The organism is Pedococcus sp. P2_F6 (assembly GCF_056403675.1).
In genome coordinates, this window is record NZ_JBFUEZ010000004.1 from 433,048 (window position 1) to 450,235 (window position 17,188).

The following is a 17,188-nucleotide window of genomic DNA, read 5'->3' on the forward strand; positions in this document are numbered from 1 at the left end:
GGACCTCTGCCGGGACGTCCGGCGGGCAGTCCTGCTGGGCGAGTCCGGTGACCCCCAGCGCCGCGCTCAGGGTCGCGGTCGTCGGGCCCACCCACCCCTACAAGGGCGGGGTCGCGTCCCACACGACGAGCCTGGCGCACGAGCTGGCCGAGGCCGGTCACGACGTCACGCTCGTGTCCTGGTCGCACCTCTACCCCTCCAAGCTGTATCCCGGTGAGCAGGCCGTCCCCGGCGGCGCCCCCGACGTCGAGCCTTTTCCCCGCACCGTCCGCGCCCTGAGCTGGGCCCGTCCCGACACGTGGGTTCGCACCGGGCGTCGGCTGCGCACCTTCGACGTCGTGGTCGTCGTGCACGTCATCCCGGCAGTCGTCCCCGCCCACCTGGCACTGCTGAGGGCGGCCGGCGTCGGTCGTCGCAACGCCCAGCGGGGCGTTGCCCATGCGGGGCCACGCACCGTCGTGATCGCCCACAACGTGCTGCCGCACGAGACGCACCTGGGCGACCGTGAGCTGATGCAACGCTTCTTCGAACGCGTGGATTCCGTTCTCGTGCACAGTGATTCGCAAGCAAGGATCGCCTACGAGCTCGGCGCGCCGCGAGTCTCGGTCACCGACCTCCCCCCGCACCTGCCCGGTGGCGCACCAGTGGAGCGAGCCTCCCACGACGGCCCGCCACGCCTGCTGGCGCTGGGGATGGTCCGCGACTACAAGGGTGTCGACCTGCTCATGGAGGCGCTCGCGGAGGTGCCCGGACCGACCCTGACCGTGGCCGGCGAGATGTGGGGCACCAGCGGCGAGCGCGTCAAGGAGCTTGCCCAGGATCCTCGGCTGCGCGACCGGGTCGAGGTCCACGGCGGCTACGTGCCGGCCGACCGGCTGGCGCCGCTGCTGGCGACCCACGACGTCCTGACGCTGACCTACCGCAGTGCCACGGCATCGCAGAACGCCCTGCTCGGCCAGCACCACGGACTGCCGATCCTGGCCTCCGACGTCGGCACGTTCGGCGGTCAGGTGCGCGACGGTGTCGACGGGTTGCTGGTGCCGCCGGGGGACAAGAAGGCGCTCGTCGAAGCCCTCCAGCGCCTCGCGGAACCCGGCTGCACGGACCGGCTGCGCGCGCAGGTCCGTCCTCCCGACCTCTCCGGGCCGTGGGCGCGGTACGTCGGGACGATCGAGGCCCTCGCCGCCGTCGAACCGGCCGCCGAGGCTGACGAGCCGGGGTCCGAGCCGGGGGCCGAGCCCACGGCCACCGGGGCGGCCGCCGTCGTCGGGCACCTGAGGCACCGGGCGGCGAGCGTCGCGCGCACCGTCATCGCCGCCTCGCGTCCCGAGGTGGAGCTCGGCCGTGGCGACCTGCCCGAATGGGTCCACGCCTCAGACATCCTCGCCGACGGCCACGATGCCGACGAGGCTAAAGCCTTCGCCCGCAGCCTCGGACTGCCCCGGTGCAGCGACGCGATCGCGGCCTGGGCAGCCCTGGGCGCTCTGGCTGCCATCGTCCGGGTCCGCGACGACGGCCGCCGCAGCGCCGTCATCGTCGACGAGTCGGGCAGCCGCTCGCCCTTGTCCAAGTGGGCCCGAGCCATCGGGTTCGTGCCCGTCGAGCTCGAGCTCACCGGTCGTCGGTCGTCGGTCGAGGTCCTCGACGTCGACACCGCGTCGCTCGACGTCATCGTGCGGTTGCACCCGGGAGGCTGCGACGCCGACGACATCGACGAAGCGATGAGCCAGGCGTCCTGGGCACTGAAGTCCGGCGGTCTGCTCTGCGTGACCCTGCCGATCGGTCACTCCGGAGCCGAGGGTGCGCTGGGCCCCGCCGACGTCCGTGCTGTCCTGGCCCGCTCCCACGACTTCGGGTTCGTGCTCGTCGGCGACCTCGACGGCGACCTCGCCGGACGCATGCGGATGGCGTCCGACACCTCCACCCGCACCGACGCGGCATACGGGTTGCTTCGTCTCACTCTGCGAAGACGCTGACATGACGGAGAGCCCACGATGACCCGATCCCGCGTGTTCACCCTGTTGCGAATCCTGTTGGCACTGCTCGTCGTCGCGGCTGTGTCGATCGCCGTGGCGCGCAACTGGCGAGCCGTGTCGGCCGACATCGACCGGATCGACGCGGGGTCCTTCGCGCTCGCAGCGCTGCTGGTCTGCCTGCCCCCGCTGCTCACTGTGCTGGGGTGGCGCATCCTGCTGGCCGACCTCGGGTCGCCGCTGCACGTCGCGCCCGCGGGCGGGGTGTTCTTCGTCGGCCAGCTCGGCAAGTACGTGCCTGGTGCCGTGTGGAGCATCGTCGCGCAGGCCGAGATCGGCGCGAGGCTGCACATCCCCCGCCGCCGCTCGGCCGTGGTGGCGTTCGTGACGGTCGCGATCGCGGCGATCTGCGGACTGATCGTCGGCGTCCCGGCCCTGCCCCTGCTCATCACCCGGGACGACTCGGCGGCGGCAACGGGCTGGATGGTGCTGCTCGCCATGCCCCTGTTGGCCGTCGTGCTGTGGCCGCGGCTGCTCAACTGGGCCATCGCGACAGTCCTGAGGATCCTGCGGCGCGAGCCCCTGGAGCGGGAGCTCTCGGGCCGCGCCGTGCTGTCGGCGACGCTGCTGTTCATCGGCGCGTGGGTGTGCTCCGGCCTGCACGTGCTCGTCCTCGCACGTGCCACGAGCACCGACTACGAGAGCGGCCAGCTGGTGCTCGCGACCTTGTCGGGCTTCGCGCTGGCATCGTCACTGGCGATGTTCAGCGTCATCCTGCCCGCCGGCGTGGGCGTCCGCGAGGGAGTGATGGTGCTCATCCTCGCGCCGGTCACCTCGACCTCAGCGGCGACGGCGGTCGTGGTGATCTCGCGGTTCCTCACGGTGGCGGCCGACGTCCTCTTCGCCCTGCTCGGCTGGGCCTACGCGCGATCGCACCACCTGTTGACCTCCGCCCAGGAACGCGAACACGACCACATCGTCGTCGACCCCGCCGTGGACGTTGCCGCCGACGGTGCACCCGAGGAGCAGGCGCCCGGCCCGAGGCAGGCCCGGTCATGAGCGGCGAGGCCACCGGACGCGAGGAGCAGCTCGCCTACTCCGAGCTCATGGACGCCATGCTCGACGAGCGGAAGCGGCGGCAGAAGGCCCAGAAGATCCTGGCTGTCGTCCGGCACGCCCTGGGCCGCGACGACCTGGCCGGGCTGCGTGCCCTCGACGTCGGCTGCTCGGCGGGTTTCATCGCCGACGAGCTCGCCCTGGCAGGCGCGCACACCACCGGCGTCGACATCGACGAGCCCGGGCTGGTGGCCGCCCGTGAGCGCTTCGGCGAGCGGGTCGAGTTCAGCCTCGCCCGTGGTGAGGCCCTGCCCTTCGAGGACGGCTCGATGGACGTCGTGGTGTTCAACCACATCTACGAGCACGTCGTCGACCCCGAGTCGGTCGTCGCCGACATCCACCGCGTGCTCAGTCCCACCGGCGTCCTCTACCTCGGCATCGGGCACCGTCACCAGGTGGTCGAGCCGCACTACAAGCTGCCGTTCCTGTCGTGGCTGCCGCAGGGCGCCGCCGACCGCTACATGCGGCTCACCCGGCGGGGCGAGCACTACTACGAGCACTACTACTCCCGAGCAGGGCTGCGCCGGCTGTTCGGCGCCTTCGACGTGTGGGACTACACCCTGCCGGTGCTGGCCGACAGCCGTGCCTTCGCGGGCACGGACCAGATACCGCAGTGGGTGTCGCGCGTTCCCGCGCCGCTGCTCGAGAGGGCAGCGCCGATGGCCCCGACCTACATCTGGGCCGCCTTCAAGGACGCCTCACCCTCGGGCCCGGCGCTGCGCGTCAGCCCCGTCCACCTCTGACGGTTCTCTCCAACCCGCGCCACCCGACGCCGGTACGCCGCCCACTGAGGCCAGTGGGCGGCATACCGAGGTGGTGGGTGGGCTTGCGGCCTGCTGGGCCGTTACTGCGCGCCCGGCTCCTGGGTGTCGTCCTTGGGGAACTTCTTGACGAAGTCGACGACGACCTGGCCGGAGATGTCCCCGCAGAGCTGGCGGTGACCGGCGTCCTTGGCCCAGTGGACGAGGGCGTACGGCTTGTCAGCGGGGAAGGCGCCACGGCTGGCGTCCCACTCGACGACCTTGAACTTGCCGCTCGAGTCGGTCAGCTTGTTGCCCTGGTCGGCGATGTCCTTGAGGAGGGTGGTGTCCTTCACCTTGGCGCCGTCGTACCAGAGGATGGTGTAGCCGTGCTCGAGGTTGTGGACCAGGGTCTCGAGGACGGGGCGGTCGGTCGCGGTGTAGAAGTCGCGGCCGCTGACGTCGGGGCTGACGAAGTGCGGGCCGTTGCTCGGCGGTATGGTGGCGTACTTCACCGAGGTCTCGTCGGGCTTCTGCGTGCCCGGACCGACGTGCTCACCCGAACCGGCGTTCGCGTCGGTCGTGACCGGGTCGCACTTGGCGGCGGCAACCGAGGCTCCCAGGTTGGGCAGCTGCTTCGCCTTGGCGTCGTTGATCGCGTAGAGGACGACCCCCGTGAGACCCGCGAGCAGGACGAGGCAGCCGACGACGATGCCGGCGACGACCTTGCGTTCCTTCGCCTTCTGCTGGTTCTGGATCTCGGCCAGTCGGGCCTTGCGGTCCTGGCTCACGCGCTTGTTTGCCACGGGTTCCTCGGGTGGTTCGGGGTCGGGACCCGCAGAGTCTACGTGGCCCGCCTGCGGACCCTGTCACCCCTACGCGCAAGACTGACGGCATGTCCCCGACGGCCGAGACGACCCGTGTCTGGCGGCCCGGGCGCCCGACGTCGGTCGGCCTGATCGTCTCGGCATTCCGTCGTGGTGGCGCCGATCCGACGTTCCAGCCCGACCGCGGTGAGGGCTGGTGGCTCGGCCTTCCCACGCCCTCGGGGACCGCGACGCTGCGGCTGGTTCAGCGCGGCGACGTCGGTGAGGTCGTCGCGACGGCGTGGGGCGACGGCGCCCAGTGGGCCCTCGACCAGGTGCCTGCGCTCCTCGGTGGGGATGACGACGACAGCGACTTCGTGGCGCACCACCCGCAGGTGGCCACTGCGTGGAAGAGGTATGCCGCGTGGCACGTGCCGCGCTCCGGGCTGGTGATGCACGCGTTGGTGCCGGCGGCGATCGAGCAGAAGGTCACCGGGCAGGAGGCCTTCGGGGGCTACCGCAGGCTCGTCCACCGGTTCGGCTCCCGCGCGCCCGGGCCGGGGGAGGAGCGGCGGCTGTGGGTGGCGCCGACGGCCCAGGAGTGGGCGGGCATCCCGTCCTGGGAGTGGCTGGGCGCTTCGGTCGACGGCGCCCGGTCCGCGACGGTGGTGCGGGCGGCGCGGGTGGCCGGCCGGTTGGAGGAGAGTGCCTCGTTGCCCCTGGCTGAGGCCCGCCGACGACTTCGCTCGGTGCCGGGCGTGGGGGTGTGGACCGCTGCCGAGGTGGCCCAGCGGGCGCTCGGCGACCCCGACGCCGTGAGCTTCGGCGACTACCACGTGGCCAAGGACCTCACCTGGGCCCTGCTCGGAGAGGTCCGCGACGACGAGGTGCTGGCCGAGCTGCTCGAGCCCTACCGCGGCCACCGCTACCGGGTGCAGCACCTCCTCGAGCTGTCCGGGGCCAGCCGGCCCCGGCGTGGCCCGCGGATGGCGCCGCGAACCCATCTGCCCACCCGTCGCTGACCCCTCCGCCCCGGGACACCTCCGCGCCGGGACACCTCCGCGCCCGGACTTGTTGCTCGCTCGTGGTCACCGGACCCCCGAATCGACCGCTCTGTGACCACCAGCCGGCAACACGTCGCAGCGGGCCGGGACTTGGTGCTCGCTTGTTGTCACCGGACCCCCGAATCGACCGCTCTGTGACCATCAGCCGGCAACACGTCGCAGCGGGCCGGGACTTGTTGCTCGCTCGTGGTCACCGGACCCCGAATCGACCGCTCTGTGACCACCGGCCGGCAACACGTCGCAGCGGGCCGGGACTTGGTGCTCGCTTGTTGTCACCGGACCCCGAATCGACCGCTCTGTGACCTCCAGCCGGCAACAGTCCCAGCGGGCCGGACTTGTGGCTCGGTCAGCGGGGATGCACCTCGAGGCGAACGTCCAGCCCGCTCACCTCGTCGGGCACGTCGGTGGCCAGCCCCTCCCCCCAGAGCGCGACCTGCAGGCGGCTCACCGCCACCCCCAGCTGGTATGCCGTCGGCGCACTGACGTGGACCACCTCACCCCCGACGTCCACGCCGGCCTCGGGCGCTCCGCGCAGGGCGACGGCCACCGCCCGCCGCAGTCGGGACGCCACGTCCTCGGGTCCGATCGCGGCGATGCCGTCCTCGATGGCCTCCGGGCTGCCCGGGGCCGTGCCGAGGGCAGCCCGGATCGACTCGGCGCGCCCGTGGTCGAACCAGTCCTCCCGGCCGACGCGGACCAGTGCGCGCGCCCCCGCCCCCCGCCCGTCGATCGCCAGGTCGGAGCCGCGGACCACCGCGGCGGGGATCGAGTCCGCCTTGCCCTTGACGAGGTCGGCTGCGGCGGCGAGCTCGTCGCCGACGGCCCTCGCCGTGACGGCCAGCGGTTTGCCGTCGGCGTCGACAGCCCCCCGGAGGTCATCGACGACGGAGACTCCGGCTGCCCCCAGGGCGAAGTCCGTCTGTCCGAACCGCCAGGGCCGCCCCGCCGTGTCGCTCAGGATCACTCCGACGCGCCGCAGCCCTGTCGCCGCGAGGAGGGCCACCCGCAGGTGCTCGGCCTCCGCATCGGGGTCGGCGGGGAGGAGCAGCACGTCGTCGCGACTCCCGGTGTTGGAGGCGTCCACCCCGGCCGCTGCCATGATCGGACCGGCCGTCGACTGCACGATGCGGGTGATCCGGTCGTCCGACATGCGCTCCGCCACCACCCTCACCGTCTGGCTGATCACGGCGGCACTCCTGTCGGCCGAATCAGCCCACAGACCAAGGGATTTGGAGACGATCTTGCTCGAGACGACGAGGACGTCGCCGTCCGCCAGCGAGATGCCCGCAGAGGCCGCTGCGTCGAGCAGGAGCGTGACCAGGACGTCGCCCGCCGCCACCTCCGGCATCCCCGTCAAGGGGATGAGTGACACCGACACGGTCAGGCGCCCTTGAGCTCGAGCTCGAGCGCGAGCTCCAGGGCGGCGCCGGCGATGTCGGCCGCGGCATCGGCATCCGACATGAGCAGCGGCCGACTGCGAACCGTCGCTCGGGGCAGGCGCACGGACGCCTCGTCCTCGGCGGACACCAGCCACCCGTCGAGGAAGTCCTCGTAGAGCCCGGCGACGGCAGCTGCTGTCGACTCCACCCCGATGGCCCGGAGGCACGCGTCCGCGTGCCCGCGCACCGGCATACCGCCGATGAGCGGTGAGACGCCGACGACGGGAGCGGCGCTGCCACGCAACGCATCTCGCACGCCGGGCACGCCCAGGATGATGCCGATCGAGACCACCGGGTTGCTCGGGGGGAGGAGCACCACATCGGCGGTCCGGATGGCGTCGAGGACACCCGGTGCTGCGGTCGCGCGGTCCATGCCCACCGCCTGGAACCGCTGCGCCGGGATCGAGGCCTGGTGACGAACCCACCACTCCTGGAAGTGGATCGCGCGCTGACCCTCCTCGTCCTCGACGACGACGTGCGTCTCCACGGGGGAGTCGCTCATCGGCAGCAGGGTGATCCGCTGGTCGGGCAGGCCCCAGCGGGCCGCCAGGCGTGCGGTCACCTCGGTGAGGGACACCCCCTGGCCGAGCCACTGCGAACGGATGACGTGGGTCCCGAAGTCGAGGTCGCCGAGGGCGAACCACTGCGGCACGGCGCCGTATGCCGCCAGCTCACCCTGGACCCGGTGGCTCTCGTCGGCCCGGCCCCAGCCCTGGCCCTCGTGGATGCCGCCGCCGAGGGTGTAGAGCAGGGTGTCGAGGTCGGGGCAGACCCGCAGCCCGAACAGGCTGATGTCGTCACCGGTGTTGCCGATGATGGTCAGCTCGGTGTCCGAGAGGCCGGGGGAGCGGTCCAGGTGGGCGCGAAGGCCACGCAGGAAGCGGGCACCTCCGACGCCGCCGGCCAGTGCCGTGATGCGCATGCTCCGCAGTCTTGCAGCCCGTCCACAGCCCCCGCAGCGGGGGCGCCGTGGGGGTGCCGTCGGGGCCGTTCGGGGGCGCCGTCGGGGCGACGCCTGTGCCGGGAGTCTTCTAGCGCACCTCTAGCGTCCTGTGAAGCGGCGTTATCAAGGTTCATCCGATCGGGCAAATATCAGACTTCCGCTTGACGAACCACGTATGACACGCGTGTAATTCCATTGTTGTGACCAAGCAAGGTCACACGCAGCGGCGAACCGGGTCGAGGAGGAAGCCGTGCAGGAACTTCAGTTGGTCACCTTCGAAGGTGGCGAAGAGGTGGAGATGTCATGGCAGGAGCGCTCGCTCTGTGCCCAGACCGATCCCGAGGCGTTCTTCCCTGAGAAGGGCGGGTCGACGCGTGAGGCCAAGAAGGTCTGCGTCGGCTGCGAGGTGCGGGCCGAGTGCCTGGAGTACGCCCTCGCCCACGACGAGCGGTTCGGCATCTGGGGTGGGCTGTCCGAGCGGGAGCGCCGCAAGCTCAAGAAGCGTGCGGTCTAGTCGCCCCAGCGGCGACTCCGTGACCAGCGCATGACGCTTGCCCCGCCCCATGGCCTGACAGACCCCGCAGGATCACCTGCGGGGGTCGCGACGGTGACGGCGGTTCTGGTGCTCCGCGGCCCGACCTCCGCGCTCGCGGAGACCCTCGACTCCCTCGCGCGCCAGACGCGCAGCCCCGAACGCCTCGTCGTCGTCGACCTCGGGAGGGACGAGCGCGACGGCAACGCCGTCGAGACCGTGCGCGCCCACCGCGGCGTGGCCGAAGCCATCGACGCGATCACCTTCGTCACCGTCCCCGGCGCAACCTCCCTCGCGTATGCCGTGCGGTCGGCCCTCGCACTGACCGACCGGGCCGCGACGGCCGACGGCGCGTCCTCGCCCGACGTGGCCCCCGACGTGACCCCCGGCGCGTCCGGCGTGACCCACGTCTGGGTGCTCACCTCAGACAGTGCCGCGGCCCCCATGACGCTGGCGCGACTGCTCGATGCCGTGCGACGCAGCCCGTCGGTCGGTGCAGCCGGCCCCAAGCTGCTCGACTGGACGCGTCCCGGCGCCCTGCGATCGGTCGGCCTGCAGCTGACCCGCAGCGGCCGGGTGATCCCCTCACCGGCCCCGGGTGAGCCCGACCAGGGCCAGTACGACCGCCGCACCGACGTCCTGGCCGTCCCGGCGACCGGCATGCTCGTGGAGCGCGGAATGCTCGACGAGCTCGGCGGGCCCGAGCGCGCCCTCGGGGACTTCGGCGCCGACGTGGACTTCTCGTGGCGTGCCCAGCAGTCCGGCCGCCGCGTCGTCGTCGTGCCCCGCGCCACCGTGCGCACCGGTGCCCGGGCGGAGCCGGACGACGCCGCCCTCGGCGACTCGACACCGCGGATGCGTCGCCAGGCCCGGCGGGTGGCGCTGGCCAGGTGCGCCTGGTGGGCCCTGCCGCTGCTGGCGGCCTGGATCGTCCTGACGAGCGCCCTTGCCGCCCTCGCGCTGCTGCTGGCCAAACGACCCCGCGCCGCATGGGCCGAGTTCTCCGACATCGGTGCGGTGCTGACCCCCGGACGAGTGCTCGGGGCCCGGTGGCGCTCGCGTGGCACCCGACAGGTCCGCCGACGCGACCTGCAGGGCCTGTTCGTCCCCTCGCGCACGGTGCTGCGGCACACGACCGACCTCATCCACGACGAGGTCGCGCTCGAGCCGGGGCCGGGCGACACCGGCCGCGCCGACGCCGTCGAGTCCGGCCCGGTCGCGGACGAGGCCCAGGACCTCAACATCCTGGGTGCGACGTGGGCGTCCCACGCCGCCCGGAACCCCGGTCTGCTGGCGACCCTGGTCATGACCGTCGTCGCCGCCCTGGCCAGCCGGCACCTCGGAGGCAGCTTCGTCGACCGGCTGGACAACGGTGTGACCGGCGGCGAGACCTTCGGGGTCAGAGCCGACGCGGGCACCCTGTGGCACGCCTGGTTCGACGGCTGGCACGGCGCGGGGCTCGGCAGTGCCGGCGAGCAGGGTCCGCACCTCGTGATCCTGTCGGGCCTGTCGTGGCTGGTGGCCCACCTCCCGCTGCTCAGTGCACCCGCGTCGCCTGTCGGCGCCGTGACAACCCTGCTGGTGACCTTCGCCCTCCCGATGGCGACCCTCACGGCATACCTCGGCGCCCGGGTCGTCACGCACTCACGCTGGCCGCGTGCCATCGCCGCCCTGGCCTGGTCCACCAGCGCGGTCCTGGCCACGGCGGTGGGCTCTGGTCGGCTGGGCGGCATCGTCGCCGCGATCCTCCTCCCGCTGGTGGCCGGGGGCATCGCGCTGGCCGGTCGCCGCACCGGCACCGCGACGGTCACTGCCGCAACCGTCCTTGCCGCCACCGCCCTCGGAGCCTTCGCGCCTGCCCTCCTCGTGCTGGTGCTCGTCGCCGGCCTGGGCGTCGCGCTCGTCGGTCACGGCTGGGCCCGGGTGCGGGGCCTGGCCATCGTCCTCGGCCCGGTCCTGCTCCTGGGGTCCTGGCTGCCTGCGCTTCTCGACCGTCCGGCGTTGCTCTTCACCGGTCCCGGCCTGTCGGTCTGGGGGACGACCCAGGCGCAGCCCTGGCAGATTGCGCTCCTGCACCCCGGTGGCCCCGGGTCCTACCCAGTGCTGCTCTCGGCGCCGCTGGTCCTCGCCGGGCTGCTCGGCCTGCTGCGTGCCGGCCGGCGTGGTCGCGCCGCGAGCGCCCTCGGGGTCGTGGCCCTTCTCGGCCTCGCCTACGCCGTCGTGGCACCCCGGATCCAGCTCGGCGTCGTGCCGCAGGGCCTGCCCGACGCCGGGGCGCCGGTGACGGCGTGGTCGGGTGTCGGCCTGCTCGTCCTCGCCCTGGCGCTGGTGGCCGCAGCCCTGCTCGGCGCCGACGGCCTTGCCGTCAGCCGGGCGCGCGGCGGGTGGCAGGCGCTGGCTCGCTGGCCCGTGGCTGGCGCGCTGATCGGAGCCGTGCTGGTCAGCTCCGGATGGCTCACCGTCCGCACCGTCGGCGACGGGCTGCGGGCCTGGCAGGACCCTCGTCCAGCCGTTGCCATCGACCAGGCCGAGAGCGGTCTCGGCAACCGGATGCTGCTGCTGCGGCCCGATGGCGACGCCCTGACCTACGAGCTGCTCGGCCGCGAGGTCGGGGAGACCTCCCGGATACTGCCCCCGCTGACGACCGACCGACCCACCGCTGAGGCACTCGCCGCCTCGGTGAGTGCGCTGTTCGAACAGGGAGCCGCGCCCGGCGCGCTCACCCCCGCAGTCGACCTGGCAGACCAGGCGGTCGGGTTCATCGGCCTGAGTGCCGAGCCCACCGACCCCCGGATCCGCGCCCTCGACGCCACGGCCGGGCTGAGTCGGCTCGGCGAGCACGATGGCGTGCTGTTCTGGCGGGTCCTGCCCGGAGGCGGAGGGGCGGCCGACGACGCCGTCGCACCCTCCCGCGCCCGTCTGCTGAGCCGCACATCGGAGCAGGCCATCCCCGTCTCGGGTCCCCACTCGCTGCTCGAGGTGAAATCCGTTGTGCCGCAAGGGACTTCGCTCGTCCTGTCCGAGCCGGGCCAGTGGGTCAGGCACGCGCGGGTCGCCGTCGACGGTCACGTGCTCGCGCCCAACGGCGACGCAGCGTCGTACTCCCTGCCGGCGGGGCCGGCCACGATCTCGGTGGACGTGCTCCCGACCAACGCCATCTGGCGCTACGCCCAGGGCGTCCTGCTCCTGGTGGTCGTCTTCCTCGCCGTGCCCTTGGGCAACCGCTCCTCGAGGCGGAGGCGCCCGTGAACCTCTCCGTCAGCGGCATCGTCCGCACCTCGCTCGTGGCTGCCGCAGGCGTCGGGATCGTCACCGCAGCCATGCACAGCCAGGGGGCCTTCGCCGTCGCGTCGACCCGTGTCGTGGACACCGCCACCACCTCGGCCACCAACCCGGTGCGCAGCTCTTCGCTGGTGTGCCCGGGTCCGGAGCTCAAGGGCGTCAAGGGAGTCGACGACGTCGACGTCGGCGTGCGGGTTGCCGCGGCTGCGGCCCCCGTCCGGGCCCTGACCGGCACCGCGCCCGCCACGGCCCCCGGTCGGCTGAGCCTCAGCCGTATGCCGCGGGGCGACCTCGGCACGCCCGTGACCGTCCGCGGTTCCAGCGTGATGGGCGACCAGGGCCGTGCGGAAGGGGTGCTGGTGTCGGGCACCGAGTCCATGGCTGCCGGTGTCGCCGCGGCACAGGGCTGGCTGGTGCCCTCGGGCGACCAGCGGTCGCTGGGCTCGGCCCCGTGCGGGCCGCCCGGTGCCGAGTTCTGGATCATGGCCGGCGGGGGGGCCCCCGGTCGGCAGGAACGACTCCTCCTGACCAACCCCGGCGGCAACGCCGTCGCCGTCGACGTCACCCTCTACGGCGCCAAGGGGGCGGTCTCGTCCCCGAACGGCAAGGGCATCGTCGTCCCGGCGCACGGACGCACGGCCTTCCTCCTCGACTCGATCAACAGCGAGCTGGCCAACCCCGTCGTGCACGTCGTCGCCGATGGTGGTGTGGTCGGGGCGGTCGTCAACGACCTGTGGCTGGACGGCACCCGCGCGGGTGGGTCCGACGACTCCGTGCCCACTGCGGCGCCGTCGCGCGACCAGGTGATCCCGGCGGTCGCGGTGGGGGGCCAGTCGGTCCTGCGCGTCGCGGTGCCAGGGACGGGCGAGGCCGTCGTCCAGGCCAGGGTGCTCACCGCCCAGGGACCGCGGGCCCTGCCCGCCGGCGGGGTGACCCGGATCGACGGTGGTGCAGTCCGTGACATCGACATCTCGGCGCTGCCGACCGGCACCGTGGGGCTCCAGGTGCGAGCCGACGTGCCCGTCGTGGCCGCGGCCGTGGTCATGCGGAGCGCCCCGGGCAAGCCGGGGGACTTTGCGTGGACGTCCTCCACGCCGCCGATCTCGGGCGTCGCCGGGATGCCTCTCGTCGACCCGGCCGGCGCGCCCGGCCCCATGCAGCGGTTCCTGTCGTTGACGTCGTCCGGTGACACCGCCGGCGTCGAGGTGGTGACCGTCGACGCCAAGGGGGTGGAGACGTCCCGTCGTCCGAACCTCGGTGTCGACGCGTCAGGGGCTCTCGACCTCACCGGTGCCACCTCCGTGTGGGTGCACCGCGTGTCGGGCAAGGGGCAGGTCCGGGCAGGCGTGGTCACCTGGGTGAACGACAGCCAGGGGACGCTCCTGACGACGACCCCTTTGCACGACGCTGCCCTGCGCACCACGACCGTGGGCCTGCGAGAGGTGACCCGGTAGCTCGGGGCTCGACGCAGGGTCAGGACCCGTCGTCGTAGCGTGGGTCGAGGTCGCCCGGCGGCAGGTTGAACAACGCAGCGACCTGCTCCACCACCACGTCCTGCACGATGGCCGTGAGCTCGCGCTGGTTGTCTGCGCGGCTCTCGATCGGGCGGCGGTAGATGACGATCCGCGCCGGGGTCCTGCCGTGCGGAGGGAAGGCCCGAGCCAGCGGCGCCCCCTCACGCTCCCACGGGGCCGGGTCGGTCGGAGGAACGTCCTCGACCGCGAACTCGACGTCCTGGAAGCGGGCGCCGAGCCGCGTCTCCAGGCGAGCAGCACTGTCGAGGACCAGGTCGTCGAACTGCTGCCGGCGGGTGGCCATGGCGGGGACGGCCGGCCAGGCCAGCGGACCCCTCACCCCTCGGCCTCGACGGTCCCGTCGCGCCGCCCGGGAGCGCCCTGCCTGCGGGCCGGTCGAAGTCACCAGACCAGCCTACGGCGTGCCGACCCGGGGGCCCGGCCTTGCTGGCATAGAGTCCGCGTCGTGAGTCTGTCCAGGAGGTGCTCCCGCACCGCGTGCTCGAAGCCTGCCATCGCGACGCTCACCTACGTCTACGGCGACCAGACCGCTGTGGTCGGCCCCCTGGCGACGTATGCCGAACCGCACACCTACGACCTGTGCGCGACCCATGCCGAGGGACTGACCGCCCCCCGGGGCTGGGAGATCGTGCGCCTCTCCGGGGAGTACGTCGAGCCGGAGCCCTCGCACGACGACCTGCTGGCGCTGGCCAACGCCGTGCGCGAGGCAGGCCGGCCCCGGCTGGGCGAGGCCCCCGGTCCGGCACAGGCGCAGACCAGGCGCCACCCAGCCGACGAGGACGCCTCCGGCGCCGTCGAGACGGGTCGCCGCGGGCACCTGCGCGTCCTGCGCGACAACTGACACCGCTAGGGTTTCGGGCGTGCCCAAGCCTGTCCTCTCCGACTTCGTCAAGGCCTACGACGTCCGGGGCCTCGTCCCCGACCAGCTCAACGTCGATGTGGCGTGGGCCCTCGGCGCCGCCTTCGCCCGGACCGTGGTCGGGCCGGAGGGAGCTCCCGGAGTCGTCATCGGCCACGACATGCGCCCTTCGTCGCCCGAGCTGTCCCGGGCCTTCGCCGCAGGCGTCACCGCCCACGGCCTCGACGCCACACTGATCGGGCTGTGCAGCACCGACGGTCTCTACTACGCCAGTGGCGCCCTGGACCTCCCCGGCGCCATGTTCACCGCGTCGCACAACCCGGCCCAGTACAACGGCATCAAGCTGTGTCGCTCGGGAGCGCGCCCCGTGGGTCAGGACTCGGGTCTCTCCGACGTCAGCGCCCTGGCCCAGCAGCTGCTCGACGCGGGGGTCAGTGCGGGGCCTCCGGCCACGAGGTCTGGACACGTCGTCGAGCGTGACGTCCTGGGTGACTACGCGGCCTTCCTGCGCGGCCTGGTCGACCTCTCCGGTGGTCGGCCACTGCGCGTGGTCGTCGACGCCGGCAACGGCATGGGCGGCCACACGGTGCCTGCCGTCCTCGGCACGGGCACCGGCTTGCCCGCGCTGCCGCTGGAGGTCATCCCCCTCTACTTCGAGCTGGACGGCACCTTCCCCAACCACGAGGCCAACCCACTCGAGCCCGAGAACCTGCGTGACCTCCAGGCTGCTGTGGTCGAGCACGGCGCCGACCTCGGCCTGGCGTTCGACGGCGATGCCGACCGCTGCTTCGTCATCGACGAGCGTGGCGAACCGGTGAGCCCCAGTGCCGTCACGGCCCTGGTGGCCACCCGTGAGATCGCCAAGCAGGTCGCAGGAGGCGTCGCCGCGGCTGACGTCGCCGTCGTCTACAACGTCATCTCCTCGGCCGCGGTCCCCGAGATCATCGCCGAGCAGGGCGCTCGCGGGGTGCGGACCAGGGTCGGCCACTCGTTCATCAAGGCCGAAATGGCCCGCGAGGACGCGGTCTTCGGCGGCGAGCACAGTGCGCACTACTACTTCCGGGAATTCTGGTTCGCCGACACCGGCATGCTCGCCGCGATGCACGTGCTCGCTGCCCTGGGCGAGCAGGGTGAGCCACTGAGCCGGCTCACCGCGGCATACAGCCGGTATGCCGCGTCCGGCGAGATCAACTCGACGGTCACGGACGCTGCGGCCGCGACCGCGACCGTGCGTCAGTGGGCTGCCGAGCGCGGCGCTGAGTTCGACGAGCTGGACGGACTGACGGCGACCCACGCAGGGACGAGCGATGCGCCGATGTGGTGGCTCAACCTGCGCGCCTCCAACACCGAACCCCTCCTCCGGCTCAACGTCGAGGCGGCTGACCAAGACACGATGACCCAGGTGCGGGACGATGTCCTCGCACTGGTGAGAGGAGAACGCTGATGTCGCAAGGACAAGGGCAGGACGTCCGGATCGAGCCGTGGCTGCGGGAGATCCTGAGGTGCCCGGCCTGCCGTTCCGAGCTCGCCGACGCCACCGTCGAGGGCAAGCCCGAGCTTCACTGCACCAGCACGGCCTGCGGCCTGCAGTACCGCATCGACGACGGTGTGCCGGTGCTGCTCGTCGACGAAGCCCGCAAGCCGGTCTGACGGACGGCGGGGAGGCGCGACGATGGCACAGTTCTTCGACGAGTCGCGCATCGACAGCGACGAGGCGCTGGCCACCCTCGACTCCCGCCAGACCCTGCGGGGGCTGGCGACGGCCGGTGCCCAGGTGCGCGAGGCGATCGAGCTGTCCGCCGAGGGCGGGATCGAGCGCGTGGCCGGTGGCGAGCGGCCGCGGTCGGTCCTCGTCGCCTCGCTCGGCGGGTCGGCCGTCGTCTGCGACGTGCTCGAGCTGCTTGCCGAGCCGGGCTCGCCGGTCCCGGTCAGCGTGCGGCGCAACCTGCCGTTGCCCGGCTGGGTGGGTCCGCTCGACCTCGTCATCGCCGTCTCGCTGTCAGGACGCGCTCCGGGCCCGCTTGCGCTCGCCGCCGAGGCGGCTCGTCGAGGCGCTGCCCTGCTCACCGTCGGGGCCATCGACTCGCCGCTCGCGGACGTCGCAGCCCAGGCACGGGGTGTCCACATCGGCATCGGCCGCGGTCGCACCACGTCCCGCACCTCCCTCTGGTCGCTGCTCGCCCCGGTGCTGCTGGGCGCAGGGCACCTGGGCATCGTTGACGTCGACGCCCGGGTGCTGACCGAGGCCGCCGACCGCCTCGACGAGATCGCGGAGTCCTGCCGTCCCTCGTCGGAGTCGTTCGTCAACCCGGCCAAGGTGCTGGCCGCCGATCTCGCCGAGGGCGTCCCGGTGGTCCTCGGCGACGGTCCCCTGAACGGCGTGGCCGCGGGGCGGGCCACCTCGATGCTCGCGCGCACCGCGCGGGTGCCGGCCACGTCCGGTGAGCTCCCCGACGACGCGGCCCAGGTCGTCGCCTGCTTCGACGGCCCGTTCACCGCCGCGTACTCCGGCGGGGCCGCGTCTCGCCCGGGCGCACAGGCCTCCGGGGTGGTCGACGACATCTTCACCGATCCGTTCCTCGACGGCCCGGCCGCACCACGGTTGTCGTTGCTGATGCTCAGGGACGTCCTGCCCGACCCGATGACGCGAGAGGCCGACGAGGCGCGGGCGCTGGCCGAAGCCCTGACCTCGGCGGCTCGTGAGGTGGGGGTCAGGGTCAGCGAGGTGACGGCGCAGCCGGGGCACGCCCTGACCCGCCTGGCGGGTCAGATCGCGACCACAGACTTCGCCGCGACCTACCTGGCCCTGGGGCTGGGCCTGGATCCTGCGGTGTCGCCGCACGTGGCGGACCTGCGAGGCCGAGCCGGCGGCTGACCCGAGTGGCCTGGCGGGCCGGGT

Annotated in this window: 15 protein-coding genes; 11 read left to right on the plus strand and 4 right to left on the minus strand. The window is 72.8% G+C overall.

The window, feature by feature from the left end:
- The first annotated feature begins 47 nt into the window (after nt 1–47).
- The 3 genes from AC1DWP_RS13470 to AC1DWP_RS13480 are packed head-to-tail and all read left to right on the plus strand — an operon-like array spanning nt 48 to nt 3,832.
- Complete coding sequence (locus AC1DWP_RS13470) at nt 48–1,976, plus strand: glycosyltransferase family 4 protein (protein WP_477614983.1); 1,929 nt, start codon at nt 48–50, stop codon at nt 1,974–1,976.
- Between the two features lie 18 nt (nt 1,977–1,994).
- Nucleotides 1,995–3,032 carry a lysylphosphatidylglycerol synthase transmembrane domain-containing protein gene (locus AC1DWP_RS13475; RefSeq protein WP_477614984.1) on the plus strand — a complete coding sequence of 346 codons (1,038 nt, stop codon included), beginning with the start codon at nt 1,995–1,997 and terminating at the stop codon, nt 3,030–3,032.
- The gene (locus AC1DWP_RS13480; RefSeq protein WP_477614985.1) at nt 3,029–3,832 is read left to right on the plus strand and encodes a class I SAM-dependent methyltransferase; all 804 of its coding nucleotides are present in this window, start codon (nt 3,029–3,031) and stop codon (nt 3,830–3,832) included. Before AC1DWP_RS13475 ends, AC1DWP_RS13480 begins: the two co-directional genes overlap by 4 nt.
- A 101-nt stretch (nt 3,833–3,933) precedes the next feature.
- Here AC1DWP_RS13480 and AC1DWP_RS13485 read toward each other — a convergent pair whose 3' ends face one another.
- A complete protein-coding gene (locus AC1DWP_RS13485; RefSeq protein ID WP_477614986.1) occupies nt 3,934–4,635 on the minus strand; it encodes a DUF3105 domain-containing protein in 702 nt (233 codons plus the stop codon).
- Between the two features lie 89 nt (nt 4,636–4,724).
- Here AC1DWP_RS13485 and AC1DWP_RS13490 point away from each other — a divergent pair, with 89 nt between their 5' ends.
- On the plus strand, nt 4,725–5,657 hold the full coding sequence (locus tag AC1DWP_RS13490; RefSeq protein WP_477614987.1) for a DNA-3-methyladenine glycosylase family protein: 933 nt from the start codon (nt 4,725–4,727) through the stop codon (nt 5,655–5,657).
- 388 nt (nt 5,658–6,045) lie between these two features.
- Here AC1DWP_RS13490 and AC1DWP_RS13495 read toward each other — a convergent pair whose 3' ends face one another.
- Both AC1DWP_RS13495 and cofD read right to left on the minus strand, forming a co-directional pair.
- Entirely contained in the window at nt 6,046–7,077 is a 1,032-nt protein-coding gene (locus AC1DWP_RS13495; protein ID WP_477614988.1) for a coenzyme F420-0:L-glutamate ligase, read from the minus strand.
- 2 nt (nt 7,078–7,079) lie between these two features.
- Nucleotides 7,080–8,060, minus strand: coding sequence for a 2-phospho-L-lactate transferase (gene cofD, locus AC1DWP_RS13500; RefSeq protein ID WP_477614989.1), 981 nt, complete (start codon nt 8,058–8,060; stop codon nt 7,080–7,082).
- A 319-nt stretch (nt 8,061–8,379) separates the two neighbouring features.
- Here cofD and AC1DWP_RS13505 point away from each other — a divergent pair, with 319 nt between their 5' ends.
- The 3 genes from AC1DWP_RS13505 to AC1DWP_RS13515 all read left to right on the plus strand — a co-directional run bounded on the left by AC1DWP_RS13505 (nt 8,380) and on the right by AC1DWP_RS13515 (nt 13,349).
- Nucleotides 8,380–8,595, plus strand: coding sequence for a WhiB family transcriptional regulator (locus AC1DWP_RS13505; RefSeq protein ID WP_153269213.1), 216 nt, complete (start codon nt 8,380–8,382; stop codon nt 8,593–8,595).
- A gap of 93 nt (nt 8,596–8,688) precedes the next feature.
- Entirely contained in the window at nt 8,689–11,862 is a 3,174-nt protein-coding gene (locus tag AC1DWP_RS13510) for a glycosyltransferase (RefSeq protein ID WP_477614990.1), read from the plus strand.
- Nucleotides 11,859–13,349 carry a DUF5719 family protein gene (locus AC1DWP_RS13515; protein WP_477614991.1) on the plus strand — a complete coding sequence of 497 codons (1,491 nt, stop codon included), beginning with the start codon at nt 11,859–11,861 and terminating at the stop codon, nt 13,347–13,349. Before AC1DWP_RS13510 ends, AC1DWP_RS13515 begins: the two co-directional genes overlap by 4 nt.
- 19 nt (nt 13,350–13,368) lie before the next feature.
- On the opposite strand, the gene AC1DWP_RS13520 is transcribed toward AC1DWP_RS13515, so the two are convergent.
- Nucleotides 13,369–13,815: a metallopeptidase family protein gene (locus AC1DWP_RS13520; protein WP_477614992.1), complete on the minus strand. Its 447-nt coding sequence runs from the start codon at nt 13,813–13,815 to the stop codon at nt 13,369–13,371.
- Nucleotides 13,816–13,875: 60 nt separating this feature from the next.
- On the opposite strand from AC1DWP_RS13520, the gene AC1DWP_RS13525 reads away from it, so the two are divergent.
- From AC1DWP_RS13525 to AC1DWP_RS13540, 4 genes are read left to right on the plus strand one after another with little or no spacing between them, the layout of a single operon-like run.
- Entirely contained in the window at nt 13,876–14,271 is a 396-nt protein-coding gene (locus AC1DWP_RS13525; RefSeq protein WP_477614993.1) for a DUF3499 domain-containing protein, read from the plus strand.
- 19 nt (nt 14,272–14,290) lie between these two features.
- Nucleotides 14,291–15,733, plus strand: a complete 1,443-nt coding sequence (locus AC1DWP_RS13530) for a phosphomannomutase/phosphoglucomutase (protein WP_477614994.1) — start codon at nt 14,291–14,293, stop codon at nt 15,731–15,733.
- Nucleotides 15,733–15,939, plus strand: a complete 207-nt coding sequence (locus AC1DWP_RS13535; protein WP_477614995.1) for a Trm112 family protein — start codon at nt 15,733–15,735, stop codon at nt 15,937–15,939. Before AC1DWP_RS13530 ends, AC1DWP_RS13535 begins: the two co-directional genes overlap by 1 nt.
- Before the next feature lie 22 nt (nt 15,940–15,961).
- The gene (locus tag AC1DWP_RS13540) at nt 15,962–17,164 is read left to right on the plus strand and encodes an SIS domain-containing protein (RefSeq protein ID WP_477614996.1); all 1,203 of its coding nucleotides are present in this window, start codon (nt 15,962–15,964) and stop codon (nt 17,162–17,164) included.
- Nucleotides 17,165–17,188 lie beyond the last annotated feature (24 nt).

Coding starts and splice junctions, on each gene's coding strand:
- AC1DWP_RS13475 (WP_477614984.1), top strand. CDS start 1,995: ATGACCCGATCCCGCGTGTTCACCCTGTTGCGAATCCTGTTGGCACTG.
- AC1DWP_RS13480 (WP_477614985.1), top strand. CDS start 3,029: ATGAGCGGCGAGGCCACCGGACGCGAGGAGCAGCTCGCCTACTCCGAG.
- AC1DWP_RS13490 (WP_477614987.1), top strand. CDS start 4,725: ATGTCCCCGACGGCCGAGACGACCCGTGTCTGGCGGCCCGGGCGCCCG.
- cofD (WP_477614989.1), bottom strand. CDS start 8,060: ATGCGCATCACGGCACTGGCCGGCGGCGTCGGAGGTGCCCGCTTCCTG.
- AC1DWP_RS13505 (WP_153269213.1), top strand. CDS start 8,380: ATGTCATGGCAGGAGCGCTCGCTCTGTGCCCAGACCGATCCCGAGGCG.
- AC1DWP_RS13535 (WP_477614995.1), top strand. CDS start 15,733: ATGTCGCAAGGACAAGGGCAGGACGTCCGGATCGAGCCGTGGCTGCGG.
- AC1DWP_RS13540 (WP_477614996.1), top strand. CDS start 15,962: ATGGCACAGTTCTTCGACGAGTCGCGCATCGACAGCGACGAGGCGCTG.